This is a genomic window from Streptomyces sp. NPDC048002 (genome assembly GCF_040653275.1).
Lineage (GTDB): Bacteria > Actinomycetota > Actinomycetes > Streptomycetales > Streptomycetaceae > Streptomyces.
In genome coordinates this window covers 138,104-158,497 of sequence record NZ_JBEZNL010000004.1, presented here as the reverse complement: position 1 = coordinate 158,497, position 20,394 = coordinate 138,104, and the positions used below count along the sequence as shown (strand labels likewise).

General features: G+C 70.7%; 21 protein-coding genes. 10 read left to right on the top strand and 11 right to left on the bottom strand.

The window, feature by feature from the left end; all coding sequences use genetic code 11:
- Positions 1–110 precede the first annotated feature (110 nt).
- Together AB0E07_RS08205 and AB0E07_RS08200 are read left to right on the top strand one after the other, a co-directional pair.
- Entirely contained in the window at positions 111–527 is a 417-nt protein-coding gene (locus AB0E07_RS08205) for a hypothetical protein (RefSeq protein ID WP_362247524.1), read from the top strand.
- Positions 524–1,432: a hypothetical protein gene (locus AB0E07_RS08200; RefSeq protein WP_362247523.1), complete on the top strand. Its 909-nt coding sequence runs from the start codon at positions 524–526 to the stop codon at positions 1,430–1,432. The genes AB0E07_RS08205 and AB0E07_RS08200 overlap by 4 nt, the downstream gene beginning before the upstream one ends.
- Before the next feature lie 90 nt (positions 1,433–1,522).
- Here AB0E07_RS08200 and htpG read toward each other — a convergent pair whose 3' ends face one another.
- From htpG to AB0E07_RS08185, 3 genes are all read right to left on the bottom strand, one after another.
- Positions 1,523–3,442 carry a molecular chaperone HtpG gene (gene htpG, locus AB0E07_RS08195; RefSeq protein ID WP_362247522.1) on the bottom strand — a complete coding sequence of 640 codons (1,920 nt, stop codon included), beginning with the start codon at positions 3,440–3,442 and terminating at the stop codon, positions 1,523–1,525.
- A gap of 132 nt (positions 3,443–3,574) precedes the next feature.
- Positions 3,575–4,231 (bottom strand): type III effector protein, encoded by a 657-nt coding sequence (locus AB0E07_RS08190; protein ID WP_362247521.1) that lies wholly within the window; start codon positions 4,229–4,231, stop codon positions 3,575–3,577.
- 176 nt (positions 4,232–4,407) lie between these two features.
- Positions 4,408–5,472: an NAD(P)-dependent oxidoreductase gene (locus AB0E07_RS08185; RefSeq protein WP_362247520.1), complete on the bottom strand. Its 1,065-nt coding sequence runs from the start codon at positions 5,470–5,472 to the stop codon at positions 4,408–4,410.
- Positions 5,473–5,561: 89 nt separating this feature from the next.
- Here AB0E07_RS08185 and AB0E07_RS08180 point away from each other — a divergent pair, with 89 nt between their 5' ends.
- Entirely contained in the window at positions 5,562–6,812 is a 1,251-nt protein-coding gene (locus AB0E07_RS08180) for an MFS transporter (RefSeq protein WP_362247519.1), read from the top strand.
- 117 nt (positions 6,813–6,929) lie between these two features.
- Here AB0E07_RS08180 and AB0E07_RS08175 read toward each other — a convergent pair whose 3' ends face one another.
- Positions 6,930–7,610, bottom strand: a complete 681-nt coding sequence (locus AB0E07_RS08175) for an alpha/beta fold hydrolase (protein WP_362247518.1) — start codon at positions 7,608–7,610, stop codon at positions 6,930–6,932.
- Between the two features lie 181 nt (positions 7,611–7,791).
- On the opposite strand from AB0E07_RS08175, the gene AB0E07_RS08170 reads away from it, so the two are divergent.
- Both AB0E07_RS08170 and AB0E07_RS08165 read left to right on the top strand, forming a co-directional pair.
- Positions 7,792–8,457, top strand: a complete 666-nt coding sequence (locus tag AB0E07_RS08170; RefSeq protein ID WP_362247517.1) for a winged helix-turn-helix domain-containing protein — start codon at positions 7,792–7,794, stop codon at positions 8,455–8,457.
- Complete coding sequence (locus AB0E07_RS08165; RefSeq protein WP_362247516.1) at positions 8,454–9,791, top strand: MFS transporter; 1,338 nt, start codon at positions 8,454–8,456, stop codon at positions 9,789–9,791. Before AB0E07_RS08170 ends, AB0E07_RS08165 begins: the two co-directional genes overlap by 4 nt.
- A 45-nt stretch (positions 9,792–9,836) precedes the next feature.
- Here AB0E07_RS08165 and AB0E07_RS08160 read toward each other — a convergent pair whose 3' ends face one another.
- Positions 9,837–10,625 (bottom strand): alpha/beta hydrolase, encoded by a 789-nt coding sequence (locus AB0E07_RS08160; RefSeq protein ID WP_362247515.1) that lies wholly within the window; start codon positions 10,623–10,625, stop codon positions 9,837–9,839.
- A 148-nt stretch (positions 10,626–10,773) separates the two neighbouring features.
- Here AB0E07_RS08160 and AB0E07_RS08155 point away from each other — a divergent pair, with 148 nt between their 5' ends.
- Positions 10,774–11,283, top strand: coding sequence for a hypothetical protein (locus AB0E07_RS08155; protein WP_362247514.1), 510 nt, complete (start codon positions 10,774–10,776; stop codon positions 11,281–11,283).
- Positions 11,284–11,309: 26 nt separating this feature from the next.
- Here AB0E07_RS08155 and AB0E07_RS08150 read toward each other — a convergent pair whose 3' ends face one another.
- Entirely contained in the window at positions 11,310–11,957 is a 648-nt protein-coding gene (locus tag AB0E07_RS08150) for a helix-turn-helix domain-containing protein (protein ID WP_362247745.1), read from the bottom strand.
- 154 nt (positions 11,958–12,111) lie between these two features.
- Between AB0E07_RS08150 and AB0E07_RS08145 the strand changes: the two genes are divergently transcribed.
- The gene (locus AB0E07_RS08145) at positions 12,112–13,581 is read left to right on the top strand and encodes an MFS transporter (protein WP_362247513.1); all 1,470 of its coding nucleotides are present in this window, start codon (positions 12,112–12,114) and stop codon (positions 13,579–13,581) included.
- Positions 13,582–13,728: 147 nt separating this feature from the next.
- Here AB0E07_RS08145 and AB0E07_RS08140 read toward each other — a convergent pair whose 3' ends face one another.
- Together AB0E07_RS08140 and AB0E07_RS08135 are read right to left on the bottom strand one after the other, a co-directional pair.
- Entirely contained in the window at positions 13,729–14,139 is a 411-nt protein-coding gene (locus tag AB0E07_RS08140; protein WP_362247512.1) for a cupin domain-containing protein, read from the bottom strand.
- A 39-nt stretch (positions 14,140–14,178) separates the two neighbouring features.
- Positions 14,179–15,195 carry a zinc-dependent alcohol dehydrogenase family protein gene (locus tag AB0E07_RS08135; RefSeq protein ID WP_362247511.1) on the bottom strand — a complete coding sequence of 339 codons (1,017 nt, stop codon included), beginning with the start codon at positions 15,193–15,195 and terminating at the stop codon, positions 14,179–14,181.
- Between the two features lie 212 nt (positions 15,196–15,407).
- Between AB0E07_RS08135 and AB0E07_RS08130 the strand changes: the two genes are divergently transcribed.
- Positions 15,408–16,295 (top strand): helix-turn-helix transcriptional regulator, encoded by an 888-nt coding sequence (locus AB0E07_RS08130; RefSeq protein ID WP_362247510.1) that lies wholly within the window; start codon positions 15,408–15,410, stop codon positions 16,293–16,295.
- Here AB0E07_RS08130 and AB0E07_RS08125 read toward each other — a convergent pair.
- Entirely contained in the window at positions 16,270–16,638 is a 369-nt protein-coding gene (locus tag AB0E07_RS08125; protein ID WP_362247509.1) for a hypothetical protein, read from the bottom strand. The two genes, AB0E07_RS08130 and AB0E07_RS08125, sit on opposite strands and share 26 nt — an antisense overlap.
- 312 nt (positions 16,639–16,950) lie before the next feature.
- On the opposite strand from AB0E07_RS08125, the gene AB0E07_RS08120 reads away from it, so the two are divergent.
- Positions 16,951–17,154 (top strand): hypothetical protein, encoded by a 204-nt coding sequence (locus AB0E07_RS08120; RefSeq protein WP_362247508.1) that lies wholly within the window; start codon positions 16,951–16,953, stop codon positions 17,152–17,154.
- A 40-nt stretch (positions 17,155–17,194) separates the two neighbouring features.
- Here AB0E07_RS08120 and AB0E07_RS08115 read toward each other — a convergent pair whose 3' ends face one another.
- The gene (locus AB0E07_RS08115) at positions 17,195–17,581 is read right to left on the bottom strand and encodes a nuclear transport factor 2 family protein (RefSeq protein ID WP_362247507.1); all 387 of its coding nucleotides are present in this window, start codon (positions 17,579–17,581) and stop codon (positions 17,195–17,197) included.
- Positions 17,582–17,842: 261 nt separating this feature from the next.
- Here AB0E07_RS08115 and AB0E07_RS08110 point away from each other — a divergent pair, with 261 nt between their 5' ends.
- Positions 17,843–19,729 carry an ABC transporter ATP-binding protein gene (locus tag AB0E07_RS08110; protein ID WP_362247506.1) on the top strand — a complete coding sequence of 629 codons (1,887 nt, stop codon included), beginning with the start codon at positions 17,843–17,845 and terminating at the stop codon, positions 19,727–19,729.
- A gap of 38 nt (positions 19,730–19,767) precedes the next feature.
- Here AB0E07_RS08110 and AB0E07_RS08105 read toward each other — a convergent pair whose 3' ends face one another.
- Positions 19,768–20,337, bottom strand: a complete 570-nt coding sequence (locus tag AB0E07_RS08105) for a suppressor of fused domain protein (protein WP_362247505.1) — start codon at positions 20,335–20,337, stop codon at positions 19,768–19,770.
- Positions 20,338–20,394 lie beyond the last annotated feature (57 nt).

The window sequence follows — 20,394 nt, the reverse complement described above, 5'->3', positions numbered from 1 at the left end:
GATCATCGGCCCACGCCAACAGAATGTATCCGCCAACGGTGTGACGCGGTGGAGGTTCCGGGCCGTTCGTACGGGGGTGAGATGGTGATCGAACGGGGAGGGACGTGGGCGTGGACAGCGAGGTTCGCGGACGGGTCGAGGCGCTGTGCGGGCAGCTCAGCCGGTGGCCCTCGGTACGGGAGACCGTGCGCGACGGAGACGCGGAGGGGGCGCTCGACGCACTGCTGACGCTGCTGAGACGGAGCGAGGACCCCGACCCGGCCCGACTGGAGGCGCTGCTCGACACGATCGGCAGGGCCGCCGCCGCACAGGGACTACCGGGGCTGACCAGCAGCGTGCGCGGGCCGGTTCCCTCTCTGCCCCAGGGGATGCTCGGCGGTCCGGAGAACCTGGGCTGGACGTGCCCGCTGGCGCGGTGCACCCGGGTGGTGCTCGCCGGTGAGAGCGAGGGCACCCCGGTGTGTGCCGCTGCCGACCCGGCTGCCAACGCCATGACTCCCTATGTGCCCCGCCCGGAGACACGGTGACCGCGTTTCTCGGGGAGTGGGCGACCCGACTGATGGATCGTTGGCTCACCGCACTGGTGGCGCCCGGGCTGCTGTGGATCGCGGTTGTGGTCGTGGCGACGCGGCTGGGCCAGGACACGCCCTTCCGGTTCCGCCTTGTCGTCGACTGGTTGGACGGGCTGGCGCGGGAACCGGCGCTGCGTTCGACGGCCGTGGTCGTCCTGGCCGCCGTCGCGGCCGTGCTGGCCGGCGGCGCGGTCGGTCAACTCGCGGGCTTCCTGGGCCGCGTCGCCGAACGCTGTTGGGCGCTGCCTGGCATCCTGCCACCGGCGTCCTGGCTCCTCGCGGCCCGTCGCCGCCGCTGGGACCGGGCTACCCGCCGGCTGAGGGAGGCCGTTCTGCGCGCCACCGAACTCGGTGCCGAGCATGCCGATGCCGGACGGGCGGACGCGACGGCCCTGCGCCGGCACCGACGGCGCGGCAGGCTGGGGCCGGGCCGCCCGACGCGGCCCACGCGTGTGGGCGACCGCTACGCCCGCACGGTCGAGCGCGTACGGCGCGTCAACGGCCTGGACGACCTCGCCCTGGTCTGGCCCCGGCTCTGGTCGGTGCTTCCGGACTCGTTGCGCGCTGATGTCACCGCCGCCCGGGACAGCGCCGGCGACGCGGCGCGGTTGTTCGGCTGGGGATTCCTCTATCTGGCGGTCTCGGTGTGCTGGTGGCCCGCCGCTCTCCTCGGGATCTCCGTTCTGGCCGTCGCCACGGCACGGGCCCGTTCCACCGGCGAGAATCTGGCCACGCTGATCGAGACCGCCGTCGACCTGCACAGCGTCGATCTGTGCGCACAACTCGGCTTGCCGTCCGCTCCCTCGGCTGTCGCCGCGGGGCAGGCGATCACCGACCGGCTGAACAACGCCTCCCCGTAAGAGCTCTGCGTACGCCTGCCCGCCCAGGAGCCCCGTATCGGGACCTGAGCGGGCAGGTTCGTCGTGCCTCCGTGGGGGGCGGCGCTTCGGCTACAGAGTGCCGGTCAAGCGGTCGGTGAGCAGCCTGGTGAAGCGGGCCGGGTCGGGGAGTTCGCCGCCCTCGGCGAGCAGCGCGCTGCCGTAGATCAGCTCGGCGATCTCCGGGAGCGCGGGGTCGTCGGCGCTCGCGGCGTGCGCGGTCCGCAGGGCGGTGATCAGCGGGTGCGTGGGGTTGAGCTCCAGGATCCGCTTGACGGTGGGGAGTTGCTGTCCCATCGCCCGGTACATCTTCTCCAGGGTCGGTGTCACGTCGTGGGCGTCGCCGACGATGCACGCCGCCGAAGTCGTCAGACGGGACGACAGGCGGACGTCCTTGACCTGCTCGGAGAGCGTGGTGGTCAGCCACGGCAGCAGCGCGGCGAAGTCCTGTTCGCGCTGGGCCTTCTCGGCCTCGGTCTCCCCGTCGCCGTCGGCGGACTCGTCGAGGTCGACCTGCCCCTTGGCGATGGACTGCAACCGATGGCCGTCGAAGGCCGGAACCTGGTCCACCCACACCTCGTCCACGGGGTCGGTGAGGATGAGGACCTCGTAGCCCTTGGCCGCGAAGGCTTCCATGTGCGGGGAGTTCTCCACCATGGCCCGGGTCTCGCCGGTCAGGTAGTAGATCGTGTCCTGGCCGTCCTTCATGCGCTCGACGTACGCGCGCAGCGTGGTCGTCCTCTCCGGGTCGTGCGTGGAGGCGGCCGACACGAGTTCCAGCAGGGCCTCGGTGTTGTCGGTGTCCTCGACCAGACCTTCCTTCAGCGCCCGGCCGAACTGCTCCCACACCTTCGTGTAGCGCTCGGCGTCCTTGGACTGCATGTCCTTGATGGCGCCGAGGACCTTCTTCACCAGGCGCCGGCGGACGCCGCGGATCTGCCGGTCGTGCTGGAGGATCTCGCGGGAGACGTTCAGCGACAGGTCGTGGGCGTCCACGACTCCCTTGACGAAGCGCAGGTAGTTCGGCATGAGCGCTTCGCAGTCGTCCATGATGAACACCCGCTTGACGTACAGCTGCACGCCGCGCTTGGTCTCACGGGAGAACAGGTCGAAGGGCGCCTGCGAGGGGATGAACAGCAGCGCCTCGTACTCGAAGGTGCCCTCGGCACGCATGTGGATCGTCTCGGCCGGGGCCAGCCAGTCGTGGCTGATCTGCTGGTAGAACTCGTTGTACTCCTCCTCGGTGACCTCGCTGCGCGGGCGGGCCCACAGGGCCTTCATCGAGTTGAGCGTGTCGACGGCTTCCGTCGACTCGCCCTCGGCGTCCGCGCGTTCGGTGGTCATGCGGATCGGCCAGCGGATGAAGTCCGAGTAGCGCTTGACGATCTGACGGATCTTCGACTCGGAGAGGTAGTCGGCGAGCCCGTCCTCGCTGTCGGCGGGCTTCAGGTGCAGGGTGACCGAGGTGCCCGTGGGCAGGCCGTCGACGGTCTGGAGTTCGTAGGTGCCCTCGCCGTCCGACTCCCACTGGGTTCCGGTGTCGGTGCCGGCGCGCCGGGTGCGCAGGGTGACCTTGTCGGCGACCATGAACGCCGAGTAGAAGCCGACGCCGAACTGCCCGATCAGGTTCTCGGCGGTGGCGGCGTCCTGGGACTCCTTGATCTTCTCCAGCAGACCCGCGGTGCCGGACTTGGCGATCGTGCCGATCAGATCGACGAGATCGTCCCGGGTCATGCCGATCCCGTTGTCACGGACGGTCAGTGTGCGGGCGTCGGTGTCGACCTCCAACGAGATGTGCAGGTCGGTGGCGTCGGTCCCGGTGAGGCCGGCGTCGGTCAGCGATTCGAGCCTCAGCTTGTCCAGGGCGTCGGAGGCGTTCGAGATCAGCTCGCGCAGGAAGATGTCCTTGTTCGAGTAGATCGAGTGAATCACCAGACGCAGCAACTGGCGGGTCTCGGCCTGGAATTCCAGCGTCTCGACACTGCTGCCCATGTGGGTCTCTTTCTGTGGGAACGTCATCAACGGACTGGGGCTCTGGCCGGGACGGAGGGGTGTCTCCCGTCCTCGGCGTGGTTCCGGGTGGGGTGGAACGTACCGGTGTGGTGCGGCCGTACCAGGGAGGAGTCAGTCACCGTCACCTGGTGCTGCCGCCGTCGCGCGCCGGTCGTCGAGGGCGTCCAGGCAGGCGAGGAGGTCGGTGTGGCGCTTGTCGAGGTAGGGGCGCATGTCGCTCAGGGGAACGACCAGCTCGGCGGCGTCGGCGGCTCCGAGGGCTGCGTGCAGGGCTCTCTGAGCCGAGTGCGCCTGGGGGGCTAGGTGGGCGAGCGCGGAGATCTGTCCGGCGAGGCGGCGCAGGTCCGCGGCGTTGACCCGGGCCCAGGTGGCCGTGGCCCGTTCGGCGGCCCTGGCCTGGCGGGTGGCCGTCACGCGCTGCTCACCGGTGGCGCCGACGGCGCCGGGCCTGCCCCGCAGGTACCGGCGTTCCGCGGCCTGACGGCTGGCGACGCCCAGCGGGCCGGCGAGGTCGGCCCAACTGGCCCCCGCGCCACGGGCCGCTTCGATCAGTCCGGTCTCCCACCCGGCGAGCTGCGCGCGTACGTGCCGCAGCAGCATCAGGGAGGCCAGCGCCTGTTCGGGACCGGGTCCGGCGGTGTCGGGTGCCTCGTGCTGGGCATCGCGGAGCGCGGTGTCCACGGCGGCGAGAGCCGCCGCGGCGGCGACGAAGGACGCCGGGCTGTGGACATCCGCGGCAATCTCGGGTGGTTGGTCCGCCGCGGTCATGGGCACCCCCTCACATGGTCATCGCTCTGACGACGAATCCTGCTTGTCATCTACTGGACGACAAGCATAGCGGTGACGGTGCAGCCCTGTGGCGGCAACCGGCAGTCGGTACTCCTGGCCGGCCGCACCGAGCGCGCCGCCGCAGTACCCCTCGGACCCGCTTTCCCGACGCACGCTCACCCAGGCGACGACACCACCGGTACGCCGTCCGGCCGGCCGGTGAGCAGAGCCGCGATGTTGTCCGCGCAGCGCAGGGCCGCCGTGGCCATGGCGCGCCCGCTCATTCCGGCGACGTGAGGGGTCAGCAGTGCGTTCGGCAGACCGAAGAGCGGCGAGGCGAAGGCGTCATGCTCGTGCGCGAAGGTGTCGACGGCGGCCGCGCCGACGGGATGGCCGGGGCTGCGCAGCGCCTCGGCCAGCGCGTGCTCGTCGACGATTCCGCCGCGGGCGGTGTTCAGAAGGATCGACCCTTGTCGCATCATGGCAAGTTCCGCCCGGCCGATCATGCCTCGGGTGTGCGCGGTGAGCGGAACGTGCAGGGAGACCACGTCACTCGTCGCGAGCAGGGCGGCAAGGGAGCGCACCGTGGGGACAGGACCAACGGTGGTGCGGCGCGAGAGGCCCTGGACCTGCATTCCCAGCGCCTTCGCCCGCTGGGCCAGCGCCAGACCGGTCCGTCCCAGCCCGACGATTCCGAGGGTCGACTCGGACAGTTCCCTCGCCGGAGCGGGCGGCCGTCGCCAACGGCCCCGTTGGGCGGCCTCGTTGTGCGCGAGAAGGTCTCTGGTCAGTGCGAGCAGTTGGGCGAGGGCGAACTCGGCCACCGCGCTCGCGTTGGAGCCAGGGGTGTGCGTGACAGCGACACCGAGGCTGGTGGCCTCTGGCACGGCCACGTGATCGGTGCCCGCTCCCGCTCGGCCGATGACACGGAGCCGGTTGGCGAGCCTGGTGTCGGTGGCCGCCGTCAAGAACGCGGCACGCAGCGGTACCCCGGCACGGGACTTCACCGCGTCGTACCCGAGTCCGTCCCGCACTGTCTCAGCGATGAGCGTGGGTTCGTCGAAGGCATTGAAGTCGGCGAACTCCACCTGGTCCGCCCAGGCAGCCCGCACCGCGGCCGGTTCGGGGACCGTGCGGAGGTTGAGCGTGACAGCCAGCCCGTGACCCAGCAGACGCTCCAGCTCCCGCCCCATCAATGCGCCAGGAGCTGCGTCCAGCAGCAGGACGCGGCCCGCACCCATGCGCTCCCCCTTCATCGGCCGGGCACCCATCCTGTCACGGGCGGGATCGCTGTCCGGTGGGGTCGGTGAACGCTGTTAGCCTGCCGTTCATGATCAGGCGCAGCCCGACAGGCCGAATAACCCACAGGATGGGAGGCAGCCGGCCGGAACGCGTCATGATCGCCGCCAGTTTCGTCAACCGGGTCGGCAACGGTCTGTTCAACGCGGCCTCGGCGCTCTATTTCACCTTGGTCGTGGGTCTGCCCGCGGCGCAGGTCGGAGCCGCGCTGACCATCGCCGGGGTGATCGGGCTGTGCGCGAGCGTCCCCGGCGGGCATCTCGCGGACCGTCGAGGCGCACGCGCGGTCATGATGCTGGCCCTCTCGGTCCAGACGCTGTCGATGGCGGCGCTGGTGCTGGTGGAGAGCGCGGCCGCGCTCACCGTCGTCGCGACGGTCGACCAGATCGCCGCAGCGGCGGGCGGGGCGGCCTGGGGTGCTCTGGTGGCGCGGGTCGGGGGCGACCGCCCGGCCCTGTTCCGCGCCAGGTTGCGCACCTTCGTCAACCTGGGCGTCGTCCTCGGCACGCTGGGCGCCGGCCTGGCCCTGGCCGTCGACAGCCGGAGCGCCTACGTCGCGCTGATCCTGGGCAACGCGGCGAGCTTCGCCCTGTGCGCGCTGCTTCTGCTCCTGCTGCCCCACTATCCGGTGCCGCCGGCGCCGGCGCCGCGGCATCGCCGGCTCGTTCTCAGGGACCGTCCGTTCGTGACGTTCACCGCGCTGTACGGAGCCATGGGACTGCAGTACCCGGTCGTCTCATTGCTCCTGCCGATCTGGATCGCGGAGCACACCGAAGCGCCGCGGTGGACGGTGGCAGCGCTGTTCGCCGTGAACTCGGCCTTCTGCGTACTGATGCAGACCAGGATCGGCTCGCGCGTCGAAACCCCTCATGACGGCGGCAGGGCGTTTCGCACCGCGGGGCTGCTCTTCCTGGTCAGCTGCCCGATCTTCGCGCTCTCGGCCCACGTCCCGGTCTGGGCCGCGGCGGCTCTGGTCGTGGCCGCGGTCTTCGTCCACAGCCTGGCGGAGGTCTGGGAGTCCTCGGCGGGCTTCGCGCTGGGTTTCGGTCTTGCCCCGGAGCATGCACAGGGCCAGTACCAGGGCCTCCTCGGTCTGGGTTTCGGTGCAGGGCAGGCGCTCGCACCCGTGATCCTCACCACCGTGGTACTCGGCCTCGGCACGGTGGGCTGGATGGTGCTGGCCGTGTTCTTCGCGGCGCTGGGCGCGGCCGGCCCGGCCGTTGCGCGTTGGGGCCTGCGGACCCGGCCGCAGCCGGACAAGTCCGCGGAAACGACGGGCTGAACAGCCGGCGGAGCCTGAGGCGAAGCAGTCCGGTACCGCCTCCGCTCCTCGACGTCAGCGCACCGCCCCGGCCGGGGCCCGACCGTTTCCCGCGAACCCGGCGCCCCGGTCAGCCCGTCAACGTGCGGCCTCGGCCAGGAGGCGGGCGAGCTCACGGGGCCGGGTGACCATCGGCCAGTGGCCCGAGTCGATGTCCACGTACTCAACGTGCTTGGCACGGGCCAGATCGGGGCTGTCGCCGTCGGCAACGCACTCCCTGGCCTGGGCGGGGGTGAACTCGGGGCAGACGACCACCACGGGAACGTCGAAACGGCGCTCGTCGGTCAGCCGCACGACGCCCCGCGCGACCCCCTCGGGTACCGGGACGGCGGCGGACGCGAAGCGGTCCCGCGCGTCCTGGTCGAGGTCGGCGGAGTCCGCTCCCTCGAAGGGGCCCCAACCCGGGAAGGGCATCCTGCCGTCCTCGACCTCGAAGAAGTCGGCGTAGGACCGCCCGTCGGCGGCCGGGAAGCCGCCGATGAGGGCGACTTTGGCCACCTTCTCCGGGCGGGCGTCGGCTGCGAGCCAGGCCAGGGTCGACGCGGCGGAGTGCCCTACCACGAGCGGCTTCCCCTGCGCCGAGTCCACGGCGGCGAGCACCGCTTCCAGTTGGTCGTCGAGTGTCGCGTCGGTGGAGCCGTCGCCCTGGCCGGGGAGCGTGAGGGGCAGGGGACGGTGGCCGAGCGCGGCGAGTTCGGGAACGACGTCGTCCCAGGCGGATCCGTCGAGCCACAAACCGGCAATGAGCAGGATGTCCATGGTTGTTCTCCCGGAGAGTCGTCGGATCTGGCACTCGGCACGCTACCGGGAGGCACTGACAACGACCCCGGCACTCGTGCCCCGGCAGCCCTGCACGCGCGCCCGAACCGACCTCGGAACGCGGAGACTTGTTCGCGAAGAAGTCTTCGCAAACAAGTCTCCGCGATTTACGGTGAGTTCCATGAGTGACCCCACCGTGAACCCTGACGCCCCTCGGTCCGCAACCGACGCCGTCGTTCTGGATGCCAAGGGGCTACGCGCCCTCGCGCACCCGCTGCGCGTTCAACTCGTCGGGCTCCTGCGGAAGTACGGCCCTTCGACCGCGACCCGCCTCGCCGAGCGGCTCGGAGTGAACTCCGGCACGGCCAGCTACCACCTGCGCCAACTCGGCACGGCGGGTTTCGTCGAGGAGGACACCGAGCGCGGCAACGCCCGTGAACGCTGGTGGCGTTCGGTGCACCGGACTACGTGGTTCAACGATCCGGAGCTGGCCGAGCGGGAGCCCGAGGCGACTCTGACCTTCCTGCAATCCGTCGCCGCCATCTACACCCTTCGCACGCAGCAGACCCTCAACGGGCTTCAGACGATGCCGCGCGCATGGCGGAACACCTTCGACCTGAGTGACTGGTCCCTGCGCCTCACCCCCGAGGAGGCGCGCGCCCTGTACGGGGAGTTGAGGGAAGTCGTCGAGCGCTATCGACGCGACACACCGGAGGCCGCGGCCGACGCCCCCGAAGGAGCCGAGCGCATCGCCCTCATCACCCAGTTCCTTCCGGAGCTGGACACTCCTGCCGCATCGCCGCCCGCTGCCACCCCGCAGGGGGCGAAAGAGGATCCGGCTTCATGACCGACGTCGCCTCGGATTCGGAACGCCTCCCCGGCAGGGGGTCCTTACGGCCGCTGGTCGGGGTGCTTGCGGCCATGGCCGTGTCGTTGACCGGCACACGGATCTCCGTCGTCGCCCTGCCCTGGTTCGTCCTCGTCACGACCGGCAGCGCCACCCAGACCGGATTGGTCGCCTTCTGCGAGATGACACCCTACGTGGTGGTCAAGGCGTTCACCGGACCGTTGGTGGACCGCATCGGCCCGCGGGCCGTCTCCTGGACCACGGATCTGGCCACCGCGACCGCAGCGGCAGCGGTTCCCCTGCTCCACGCCCTGGGCCTGCTGTCCTTTCCCCTCCTACTCGTTCTGGTGGCGCTGATCGGCGCGGGCCGCGGACCCAGCGACCTGGCCAAGGAAGTGATGGTCCCGGAAGCGGCCGAGCGCGGCAGGGTGCCGCTCGAACGTGCGACCGGCCTGTCCGGCGTGACCGAGCGACTCGCGTCGACCGTCGGCCTGGCGGCGGGCGGATCCCTGGTGGCGCTACTCGGTCCGCTGACCGGGCTCGCCGTCAACGCGGCCTGTTTCGCCCTCGGTTCGGTGATCATCAGAATCGTTCTTCCTCGCGGCACGGGGTGCCCGGTCCAGGAGGCCTCTTCCCTGGCCGGGGCCGCGGCGCCGCGCTACTGGCAACGGTTCGGCGAAGGTCTCGCCTTCCTGCGCGGCGAGCCGCTGCTGCTCGTCCTCATCGTCATGGTTGCCGTCACCAACCTGCTGGACGCGGCGATCACCTCGGTGCTCATACCCGTCTGGGCCCGGGAGTCCGGCCAGGGAGCGGGCGCGATCGGCCTGATGGGCAGCGTCATGGGAGCCGCGGCGGTCGGCGGGAGCCTCATCGCCACGGCGGTCGCGCACCGGCTCAGGCGGCGGGTGGTACTTCTCGCCGGGTTTCTGCTGGCCGGAGCGCCGAGGTTCCTGATCCTCGCCTTTGATGCGCCTCTGGGCGTGGTCCTGGCCGTCTTCGCGGTCAGCGGGTTCGGCGCCGGCTTCCTCAACCCGGTACTGGGAGCCGTCCTCGTCGAGCGCGTCCCACGCCGGTTGCTGGGCAGGGTCAACGCCCTCGGGGATTCACTGGCCTGGGCGGGCATCCCTCTCGGCGGGCTGATGGCCGGGGCGGCGGTGACCGCCGTCGGGCTCGTGCCGGTGCTGCTCGTCTGTGGCACCGCGTACTTCCTCACCACGAATCTGGCCGCGCTGCGGCCGGAATGGCGCGAGATGGACCGAACACGGGGGCGAGGCGCCGCAAAGCCGTACCCGGTGAAGGACTCCTCGAAGGGCGGCGCCGGAGTAGTGGCGTGAGCCGCCGGCCGCCGGGCTCTCCAGGCGCGTCCACCCGGGCCGGGGTCAGGAGTGGAGGCGGCAGAAGGCGCGCACGGCCCGGTTGAAGTCCCGCGCCCGTTCGAGGTTGCTCACGTGGCCCGCCTCCGGGATCACGACGAGTTCGGCGCGCGGGATCGCTTCCTGGAACTGGCGCGCCACGGTGAGCGGTGAGCGTACGTCCTGTTCTCCCCAGAGCAGGAGGGTGGGCACCGAGACCGTGGGCAACAGGTCCCGTTGGTCCGTCTCGGCCATGAGGAGCAGCTGCGCCCGCATCGTCTCGGGGCGTACGGCGGCGTCCATCGCGTTCAGCAGTGACGCGTACGCGGCGGGCGGCTCACCGGCGAACAGTCCGGGCAGCGTGGGGTCGAACTCCTCGCTCGGCGCGTCCAGCATCCGCTGCGCACCCTCGACACGGGCCCGGACTTCCTGCGCCGGCAGGGAGCCCTTCCAGCCGGCGTAGGTGTCGGCGAGGATCAGCGTCCTGACGAGGTCGGCGTGCTGCCGGTAGAACTCCAGGGCGAGCGTTCCGCCCCAGGACAGCCCCGCGATGTGCGCCGGTCCCAGACGCAGCGACTGTACGACCGCGGCCAGACAGTGGGCGTAGTCGGCCGGCCCGAATGACTTGGGCAGGTCGGAGGAACGCCCCGCCCCCGGCTCGTCCCACGCCACGACCGTGAACTCGTCGGCCAGGTCGTCAAGTTGCGGCCGCCAAGAGCGCGCATCGTATGCCGCGCCGTGCAGGAACACCACCGGCGGCCCGTCACCCACGCGGTCGTACCCGATCTCCATGCCGTTGACCTGCACCGTAGTCATGACAGCAGGGTAGGAGCACTGACCCCGCCGCCGGCGTCGCCACCCACCGGCCGAAAGTGGCCCGCCCTCGGTATACCGCGTGAGAGCGGCGGACAGTCGTGATGAGATCACGGAGGACTTCCGAGGGGGCTTCGTGGATCTTGGTTCTGTGATCATCGCGGTGGCTGGCGTGGCGGGAACGCTCGGCGGCACGCTCCTCGCACAGCGCGCCTCCGAACGGGCAAGGCGCCGGGAGATCGAACTTCTCCGGGACCACGAGGAGGTCCGCGAGAACCTTCGCCTGCGGCGCACGTGCTACGTGGAACTGAACCGGGACGCACGCCAATTCACCACCGCGCTCAATCAGTATCTGCACGTCATGCGTGAACGCGGCGTCGAGGACGCCGACCGGGTGGCACTCGACGAGGCCAAGAGCGCTCATCGCGACAGGTACTCAGAGGCGCAGATGACGGCACCGGACGAGGTCCTCGCGCACGCCGCCGAAGTCAGCCGCGCCCTCAGCGCCGTCTACGGTCACGTCAAACGCCTTGAGCGTGAACAGCCGGAGCCCGGTGAGACGCTCGCCACCGCCGCGCAGGCCCAGGCGGACATCTGGATCAGGCTCCGCGCCATGCGGACCGCCATGCGCGACGACCTGAGGGTGAACCCTCAGTCCTAGCGGCCAAGGGCCGGCCGTGCCCCGCCTCACGCCCCGGCTTGCAGGCGGAGTCCCGTGAGGGTCAGTTCCAGGGCGGAGCGGAACTGGTCCACGTCGTCGTGGCCGTCGAACTCGTCGACGATCTCGTGGACGAAGGGGAACTCCTCGGGGTCGAGGTCCCGCCAGTCCTGGGCGACGCGGCCGAGGTACTCGTCGCGGTCCACGTCACCTTCGAGCATCTCCTGCGTCGGCTCCTGACCGAGGTCGACGGCGGAGCCGACGACGACTCCGACGACGGCGGACACGGCGTGGAAGCGCTGGGACGCGGTGAGGTTCAGGCGGAGCGTCTGCTGGCCGAGCTTCTCGTACAGGCCCAGGGTGTTGCTCTGGATGCTCGTGTTGCGCATGAAGTAGGAGCTCAGCCAGGGACGCTCCACGATCGCGTCGAACAGCGTGACGGCCATGGCGCGGAGGTCGTCGATCGGGTCGTCGCTGCCGGGGATCTCGCGGATGTCTGCCAGGACGGGACCCATGGCGTGGTCGGCGGCGCGGTCGAGCAGTTCGTCCTTGTTGGCGACGTACCAGTAGATGCTGGCGACGCCGCCGCCGAGGCGTTGTGCGAGCGCCCGGAAGGTCAGGGCCGATGCTCCCGCCTCGTCGAGCAGGGCCACGGCCTCCGCGAGCACGGACTCCATGGAGTGCGAGGCCCGTCGGCGTCCCCCGCCGGAGCGGTTCTGCTGGCGTGTCACGGCTTGATCCCTTCGCGTCTTGCACCGTATCGAACGTTGTTCTATCGTACCGTATCGAACCTTGTTCGATAAGCGAACGGCGTTCGATTGGAGGACCGTCATGACTACCGCAACGCTGCACACCCCCGCCCGCACCTATCCGTCCCTGCGCGCGGCCTGGATTCCCCTCGCCGCCCTCTGCCTGGCCTTCTTCGTCGAAATGGTCGACAACACGCTCCTGTCGATCGCCCTGCCCACGATCGGCCGCGATCTCGGGAGCGGGACGACCGCCCTGCAATGGGTCACCGGCGCCTATTCGCTGACCTTCGGCGGCCTGCTGCTCACCGCGGGCTCCATGGCCGACCGGCTCGGCCGGCGACGGGTCCTGCTCATCGGACTCGCCGTGTTCGGCTCGCTCAGCCTGTGCGTGGTGCTCGTCACCACAGCCGGCCAGCTCATCGCGCTGCGAGCCGCACTCGGCATAGCCGCCGCGGCGATGGCGCCGATCACGAACTCGCTGGTCTTCCGCCTGTTCGACGACAAGGCGCTGCGGATGCGCGCCATGACCGTGATGATCGTCGTCGGCATGTCCGGTTTCGTCCTCGGACCGCTGCTCGGCGGCACCGCGCTGGCCCACGTCCGCTGGGAGTGGCTGCTCGTCGTGAACGCCCCCATCGCGGTGATCGCCTGCATCGGCGTCCGGCTCGGTGTCCCGGCCGACCGGCCCGAGGACCTCACCAAGGACCGTCTCGACCTCCCCGGCGCCGTCCTCAGCGTCGCCGCCATCGGACTCGCCTGCTACTCGCTGACCAGCGGCGTCGAGCACGGCTGGCTCTCCGCCATCACCCTCACGTCGATCGCCGGCGCCCTCGCGGCCGCGGTCGCGTTCGTCCGGCACGAGCGCCGCAGCAAGGCCCCCATGCTCGACCTGAGGCTCTTCGCCGATGGCACCGTCCGGGGCGCGGCCATCGCCCAGATCGGCACGTCCATCGCGATGGCCGGCGTGATGTTCGGTCTGATCCTCCACTTCCAGTACGCCTACGGGTGGAGCCCGGTGCGGGCGGGCCTGGCCAACCTGCCGATCATCGTGACGATGCTGACCGCCACACCCCTCTCCGAGTGGCTCGCCCGCCGCTACGGGCACCGCGTCGCCTGCCTGGTGGGCGCCGCCTGCCTGGCCGGATCACTGGCGGGCCTCTCCTGGGCCGTCGACCACGGGTACGCCGCGATCGCCGTCTGCATGGTTCTCATGACCGTGGGACTGCGCACCGTCATGACGATCTGCGCGGTCGCGCTCATCGACGCGATGCCGAGCAACCGCACCTCGATCGGCGCCGCCCTCAACGACACCGCCCAGGAAGTCGGCACCAGCGTCGGTACCGCGGTGGTCGGCACCCTGATCGCGGCCCTGGTCACCACCCAGCTCCCCGCCGGGGTCTGGAGCAGCGACCTCGTCGCGTCCTTCTTCCACGGCGAGCGCGTCAGCTACGCGCTGCTGGCCGTCGTCGTGGGCCTGATCGCCGCGGGCGGCGCACTGAGCCTCACCAACTCCCGCAGCGTCGAGGAGCACCCGAGCGAGGAGACCGCGTGACGACGCCCGGCGAGCGGCACCGAGCAGGCCGCGGCGGACTGCCGGGCTCATGAGGGCCGGCCCAGGGCGCGGGAGCGGTCGCAGGACCCGACGGGCCGGGTCCCTGCCGGTGATCGGGAGGGCCGGCGGGACGGCGCCCGACCCGGCTCAGTCGGTGGACGGGGCGGCTCGGTACTCGTCGTCGGTTACGGGGGTCAGCCAGTGGACGACGTCGTGGTCCGCGTCGCCCTCGTTGATGGCCAGGTGGACCATCAGGCGGTTCGGTGCGGCGCCGTGCCAGTGCTCCTCGTCCGCCTCGAAGAGGACGCGGTCGCCGGGGCGGATGACCTCGACGGGTCCCCCGCGGCGCTGGCACAGGCCGACGCCCTCGGTGACGAAGACGGTCTGGCCGAGCGGGTGGCGGTGCCAGTGGGTGCGGGCGCCGGGCATGAAGTGGACCAGGTTCGCGGTGACCCGGGACGGGGCGGGCGCGGAGGCCACGGCGTCGATGTAGACGTCCCCGGTGAACCAGTCGGCGGGTCCCTTGACGGTGTCGATCGAGCTGCGGGTGATCTGCATGGGGTGTGTGCTCCCGGTGGTACGGCGGGGTGGCTGTGGTCAGGGCTTGAGGAGGGCCTTGATGGCGCGGCGCTCGTCCATCGCCCGGTAGCCCTCGGCGACCTCTTCGAGGGGCAGGGTGAGGTCGAAGACCTTGCCCGGGTCGATGCGGCGGGTCAGGACCCGGTCCATGAGGTCGGGCAGGTAGCGGCGTACGGGCGCGGGGCCGCCGCGCAGGCCGACGTGGGAGAAGAACAGCTCCTGGCCGTCGACGGCGACCTCGTGCGGGACGCCGACGAAGCCGACGTTGCCGCCGGGCCGCGCGGAGTGCAGCGCCTGTCGCATGGCCTGGGCGGTGCCGACGCACTCCAGGACGCTGTCCGCGCCGATGCCACCGGTCATCTCCTTGATCCGGGCCACGCCCTCCTCGCCACGCGCGGCGACGATGTCGGTGGCGCCGAACTCGCGGGCGAGCTGTTGCCGGGACTCGTGCCGGGACATGACGATGATGCGCTCGGCGCCCAACTCCTTGGCCGCGATCACCGCACACAGGCCGACCGCGCCGTCACCGACGACCACCGAGGTGGAGCCGGGCTTGACCTCGGCGGCCTCCGCCGCCCACCAGCCGGTGCCCATGACGTCGGAGACGGCCAGCAACCCCGGCCACAGCTCTTCACCGGGCACCTCGTCGGTGGCGACCAGGGTGCCCTGCGCGTTGGGGATGCGTACGTAGTCGGCCTGGCAGGTCGACATGAACTCCCGGTGCAGGCAGTTGGACGGGAAGCCGTTGACGCAGTTCGCGCAGGTGTTGTCCGAGGTGGCGAAGGAACCGACGACGAACTGGCCCGGCCGGACCGAGGTGACCTCGGACCCGACCTCCTCCACGAAGCCGACGTACTCGTGTCCCATGGGGTGCGGGTCGCCGGTCGGCTCCGCACCGCGGTAGGGCCACAGGTCGGAGCCGCACACGCAGGTCACGGCCGTACGGATGATCGCGTCGGTCGGGTTGAGGATCTTGGGGTCGTCGAGGGTCTCGAAGCGGATGTCGCCGGGGGCGTGGATCACTGCGCCGCGCATGAGAGGGGTTCCTTTGCGTGCCGAGGGGCGTGGCCGCCGGAGGACGGGGCCGTCGCCGAATGGGGGGCGGGGTGTGCGCCCGTCGTGACGGGACGGGCGCAGAGCACCACTGCGTCCAGCAAACCCGCTCCCGGCGCCGGCAGCGAGACACCGTCAAGGGGTGTACTGCCAGTACACCCCTATGGCGGCGGGCGGGACGTACCGTCGAAGGCGTGGACAACCAAGCAGAGGTCCGCGAGTTCCTCACCTCGCGGCGAGCGAAGATCAGCCCGGAGCGGGCGGGCCTGCCCGCCGGGAGCCGCCGACGGGTGCCCGGCCTGCGCCGCAGCGAGGTCGCCGCACTGGCCGACGTGAGTGTCGAGTACTACGCGAAGCTGGAACGCGGAAACCTCGCCGGAGTCTCCCCCGCCGTCCTCGAAGCCGTCGCGCGCGCTCTCCAGCTCGACGACGCCGAACGCGCCCATCTGCTGAACCTGGCCCAGGCCGCCGACGGCTCGGACGCCCTCACCCGTCCCCGCCGACGCACCGGCCGTGCCTGGAACGCGCACCGCAGCCTGCAATGGGTATTGGACGCCGTCACGGCCGGACCGGCCTTCGTACGCAACGGCCGCATGGACCTCCTCGCCGCGAACCAGCTCGCCCGAGCCTTCTACGACGACGTCCACGCCACCCCCGGCAACCAGGCGAACCTCGCCCGCTTCCAGTTCCTCGACCCCGCCTCCCGCCGCTTCTACCCCGACTGGGAGCGGGCCGCCGATGTCGCCGTCGCCATCCTGCGCACCGAAGCCGGCCGCAATCCGCACGACAAGGACCTCCACGACCTCGTCGGTGAACTGTCCACCCGCAGCGACGAGTTCCGCACACGCTGGGGAGCCCACGATGTCCGCCACCACGGCACGGGCACCAAACGCTTCCACCACCACGTGGTCGGCGACCTCACCCTCGCCTACGAGGGCCTGGACATGACCGCCGCTCCCGGACTCACCCTGACCATCTACACGGCCGAACCCGGCTCCGCCTCCGAAGAGGCACTGCGTCTGCTCGCCTCCTGGGCGGCGACGACCGCCGACGTCGCTACTGCTGCTCGTCCAGGCGAATGACACGCCTCAACTCGTCGGCCGCTTCGTGCTTCGTACCCTCGCGCTGCTCCAGCAACGCCGCGGCGATCGCGTCCAGCTTCTGCTGAACGGCGTGCGTGTTTCGCCGTTCGCTGTTCTTCAACAGGGCGAGCAGCAGAAGGTTGACCGATGCCATGAGGTCTCCGGCGAAGATCAGCCAGGCCAGCGGAGGGTGCGCGAAGTGCAGGGCGATGGTGCCGAGGACCAGGAGCACGCACAGGACGTAGAAGAGCGGTGAGCTGGTGACGTTCGACGCCCGGTCGGAGAACGCGGCGAACCGGTCCCGCCCGGCACCGCCCCGCTCGGCGGGATGATCAGTGGCCATGGCTCATGCTCCCACGTGCCCGGGGGCACGGCGCCGTTCACGACCCGACCGTGGGCTGCCGGGGGCCCTCTGGCGCATCGTGTGACGTCATGGCCGCGAGGGTAGTTCGCGGGGTGCCCGGTACGCGAAGCGATTTGCCCACCGGCATGGGCTGGTGAGCCGACGCGCAAGTGTGAACCCCTACCCATGGCAAGCCACCGAAGGCCCATGCAGCGTAGACGGCCCGGCGCCCTGCGCACCGCACACTTCCGGCCTCCGAGGTCCGAACTCCGGCCCTGGCCGACGCGAATCGACCGCCTCCATCCACGGACGGTGTCCGCCGTCCACCGGGCGGAACACCTCCACGCGGACCCCCTGCTCCCCCGGCACGCCCGTCGCGACCTGGCATCGCTGCTCGCCGACATCGACCGGGAACTCCTGCGCAGAACCCTCCCGGACGTGTTCGCCCATCGGGAACCCTGGCGCCGGGGTGCCTGGTGGTGGACACGCCTGTACGACACCAGCGATCTCGAATGAGTCTCGGGCCGGGCCCGATCACGCCTCCCGGACGACCGCGTCACACCACCCCGGCTGGGACACGCGTGGCCTGGTGGTAGTACATCCGCCAACCTGCCACCGGGTCCGTTCTGCGCCAGATCGAGCTGTGCCTGGTCCTGACGTCTCCGAGCCTGGTCTCGAAGGTCAGATGCACCAGCCCCGGCGCGAGGACGACTCCCGAGAACCCGGACGGCTCGTAGCGGGGCCCCTGCTCCGAACTGCCCTGGTGGTCCGGCAGTTCGGCGAGCATGGCCTCGTAGGTCCACCGCCGCCCCGACCCGCCGACCTCCACGAACTCCGGGTCGAGCAGCCGCGCGGCACGCTCGCGGGAGGCGCGGACACGCGGATCCATGAGCTGCAACTCCGCCGCGATCGCCTGGGTTACGTCGTCCTCTGCATCGTCCATGATCGTATCCTCGCCGATCCACCGGGGCGGCTGTTACCGGGCCGGCTGTTACCGGGTCGGCTGTTACGGGGCGGCCGCAGGTTTCGGCCAACCTCCCTCCTCCCCGCACCCATTGCGGCGGAAGGGTCCATGCATCCGCCATATGTCGACGCGCGCTGAATCCCGGGATTTCGGAGGCGACCGAAATACATGTGTTCGATATCCCCGCGCGGTCGTTGAACCTGTCGACCACGCTGGGCCACCATCAGGGGGACGATCACAGTGACTTCGGCCGCGACGGGCGCACAGCAGTCTCCCCCGCCCCCTCCACCGCCCGCGGAGATCACGTACAGCGGGCAGTACTCCGTCAACCCGCTGGCCCAGGTGTCCTTCGGGCGGATGTGCGCGCACATCCCCAAAGTGCTGCGCAGGATCGCCCGGTTGTCATGGCGTACGGACCGACACGCGGTGCAGCTGCTGCTGGTCTGCCAGGTGGTCACCGGGGTCTCGGCCGCGGTGCTGCTGACCGCGACCGCCACCGCCATGGGGCCGCTCCTCTCCGACGGCGCGGTAACCGACCGTCTGCGCGGCGCCCTGCCCGCGCTCCTGGTCGTGGCCCTGGCGGCAGCCCTCGGGCGCGGCGCCGACTCCGTATCCACCTACGCGGAGCGGCGGATCACTCCCCGGCTGGCCACGGAGACGGACACGGCGCTCGTCGAGGCGGTCTGCCGGGTCGAGGCAGCCGCGTACGCCGTCGACGGGTTCTCCGACCGGCAGGAGGCGGCCGAGATGGGGGTGATCCGTACGCTCGTGATGGTCGCCGACGCCCAGCGGTTCATGTCGGCGCTGATCCGTATGGTCACCGCGGGCAGTGTCCTGTCCGTGCTGAACGTCCTGATGCTGCCGCTGCTCCTGCTCGCCGTGCTCCCCGCCGGCGTCGGCGCCGTCCTGACCGCCCGGGTGGACTACCAGACCCACTACGCCAACGTCGCGGACCGCAACGTACGGGGCATGATGCGCTGGTGGGCCACCACCTCCAAGTACGGCGACGAGGTCCGCGCCAACTCGATGACCGACTACCTGGTCTACTGGTACCGCTCCCTGTCCGACCGCTGCGACCGGCGCACGCTCGCCGCCGCACCCCGGACCTTGCGGATCTCCCTGTCGTCCTCCCTGGCCGGCGGCTTCTTCCTCGTCCTCACCTGGGCGGCGCTGGCCTGGCTCGCAGCCGACGGACGCATCGACCTCGCGGTCGCGGCCACCGCGGTCATCGCCGTACAGACGACGCTCGCCGCGCTGTCCCAGGTCGTCATGAACGGCGCGGCCGTCTTCCACACCAGTCTCTACCTCGGCGACATGCAGTCCTTCCTCGACGACGCAGCCGCCCGCGCGCCCCGGCGGGGCCCGCACACCGTGACCGCCCCGGTCGGTGAGATCACCGTCCAGGAGGCCGTCTACCAGTACCCCGGCAAGGACAAGCCCGCCGTGAACGGTGTGTCCCTCACGCTTCGGCGCGGTCAGATCCTCGCGATCGTCGGGGCCAACGGCTCCGGCAAGTCCACCCTCACCCGGCTCCTCACCGGGATCTACCTGCCGGACAAGGGCAAGGTCACCTGGGACGGCCGGGACCTCGCCGAGTTGGACCCCGCGACCGTGTGGGCGAACACGGGCCTCGTACCGCAGATCTTCGCCCAGTGGCCCCTTCGGGTGAGGGAGAACATCACCCTCGGGCAGCCCCGTACCCATGACGACGCGGCCGTGTGGGAAGCGGTCGACGCGGTCGGCCTGCGGGAGGCCGTCGACGATCTGCCGGCCGGCCTCGACACCCTCCTCGCCCGCGACATCTTCGGCGGATCAGAACTGTCCGGCGGCCTGTGGCAGCGCGTCGCCTGCTCCCGGGCCCTGTACCGCAAGCCCGAGCTGCTCATCCTGGACGAACCCACGTCCCAGATGGACCCACGTGGTGAACACGGCGTCTTCGAGCAGATCAAGGCCATCGCCGCCGACCGCATCACCATCGTGGTCACACACCGCCTGGAGAACACGAAGATCGCCGACCACATCATCGTGCTGGAGCACGGCCGGATCACCGAACAGGGCGCGTACGACGACCTCGTCCACGCCGGGGGCACCTTCGCCGAACTCCTGTCCCTCTCCCAGGACCGCTGATCCCCCGCCGCCCTACTGCCGCTGGGCGTCGCTCGGCATCAGGCGGCCGACGCCCTGAACGGGTCCGTGGGAATGATCCCTGTCTCGTCGAAGAGCCGTTCCAGGGCCTCGTGGCCGTGGTGCCTGCGGTACTCGATCTCGGCCGTCGTCACGGGCAGGGTCCACAGGACGCGGACGTGGCCATCGGGGACGGGACAGTCTTCGAGGTCCGGTCCGTGCAGGTAGGGCAGGCTGATCAGCAGGTGGCCGCAGGACGAACCCGGCACCCACGGTTCGCCGATCGGCATGCTGTGTTCCAGGCCGAGCCGATGTCCCCCTCGGTGGTAGCAGGCGATCATCGTCATGAGGTCGGTGAACCTCTCGTCCCGGGCAGGGGCCGTCATGACGAACTCCAGTCCTTGGCCGTCCTCCTCGGTCAGGGTCGAGCACCCGACGGTGACGTAGGCCCAACTGTCGCCGCGAGGGCCGGGCCCCACGACGAGGACGTGCGGTTCGGGCACCGCTTCTCGTCGTTCGGGCCCGAGGTCCCGGTCGACGGCGTCCACGGGGTGCCCCTCGAAGAACGCTCGGACATGATCCTCCACGGCAGACAGTCTCTTGTCGGTCACGGCTTGATCATCCCAGGGCCGGGAACCATGTCTCCCCAACCTTCAGCCCACGGCCAC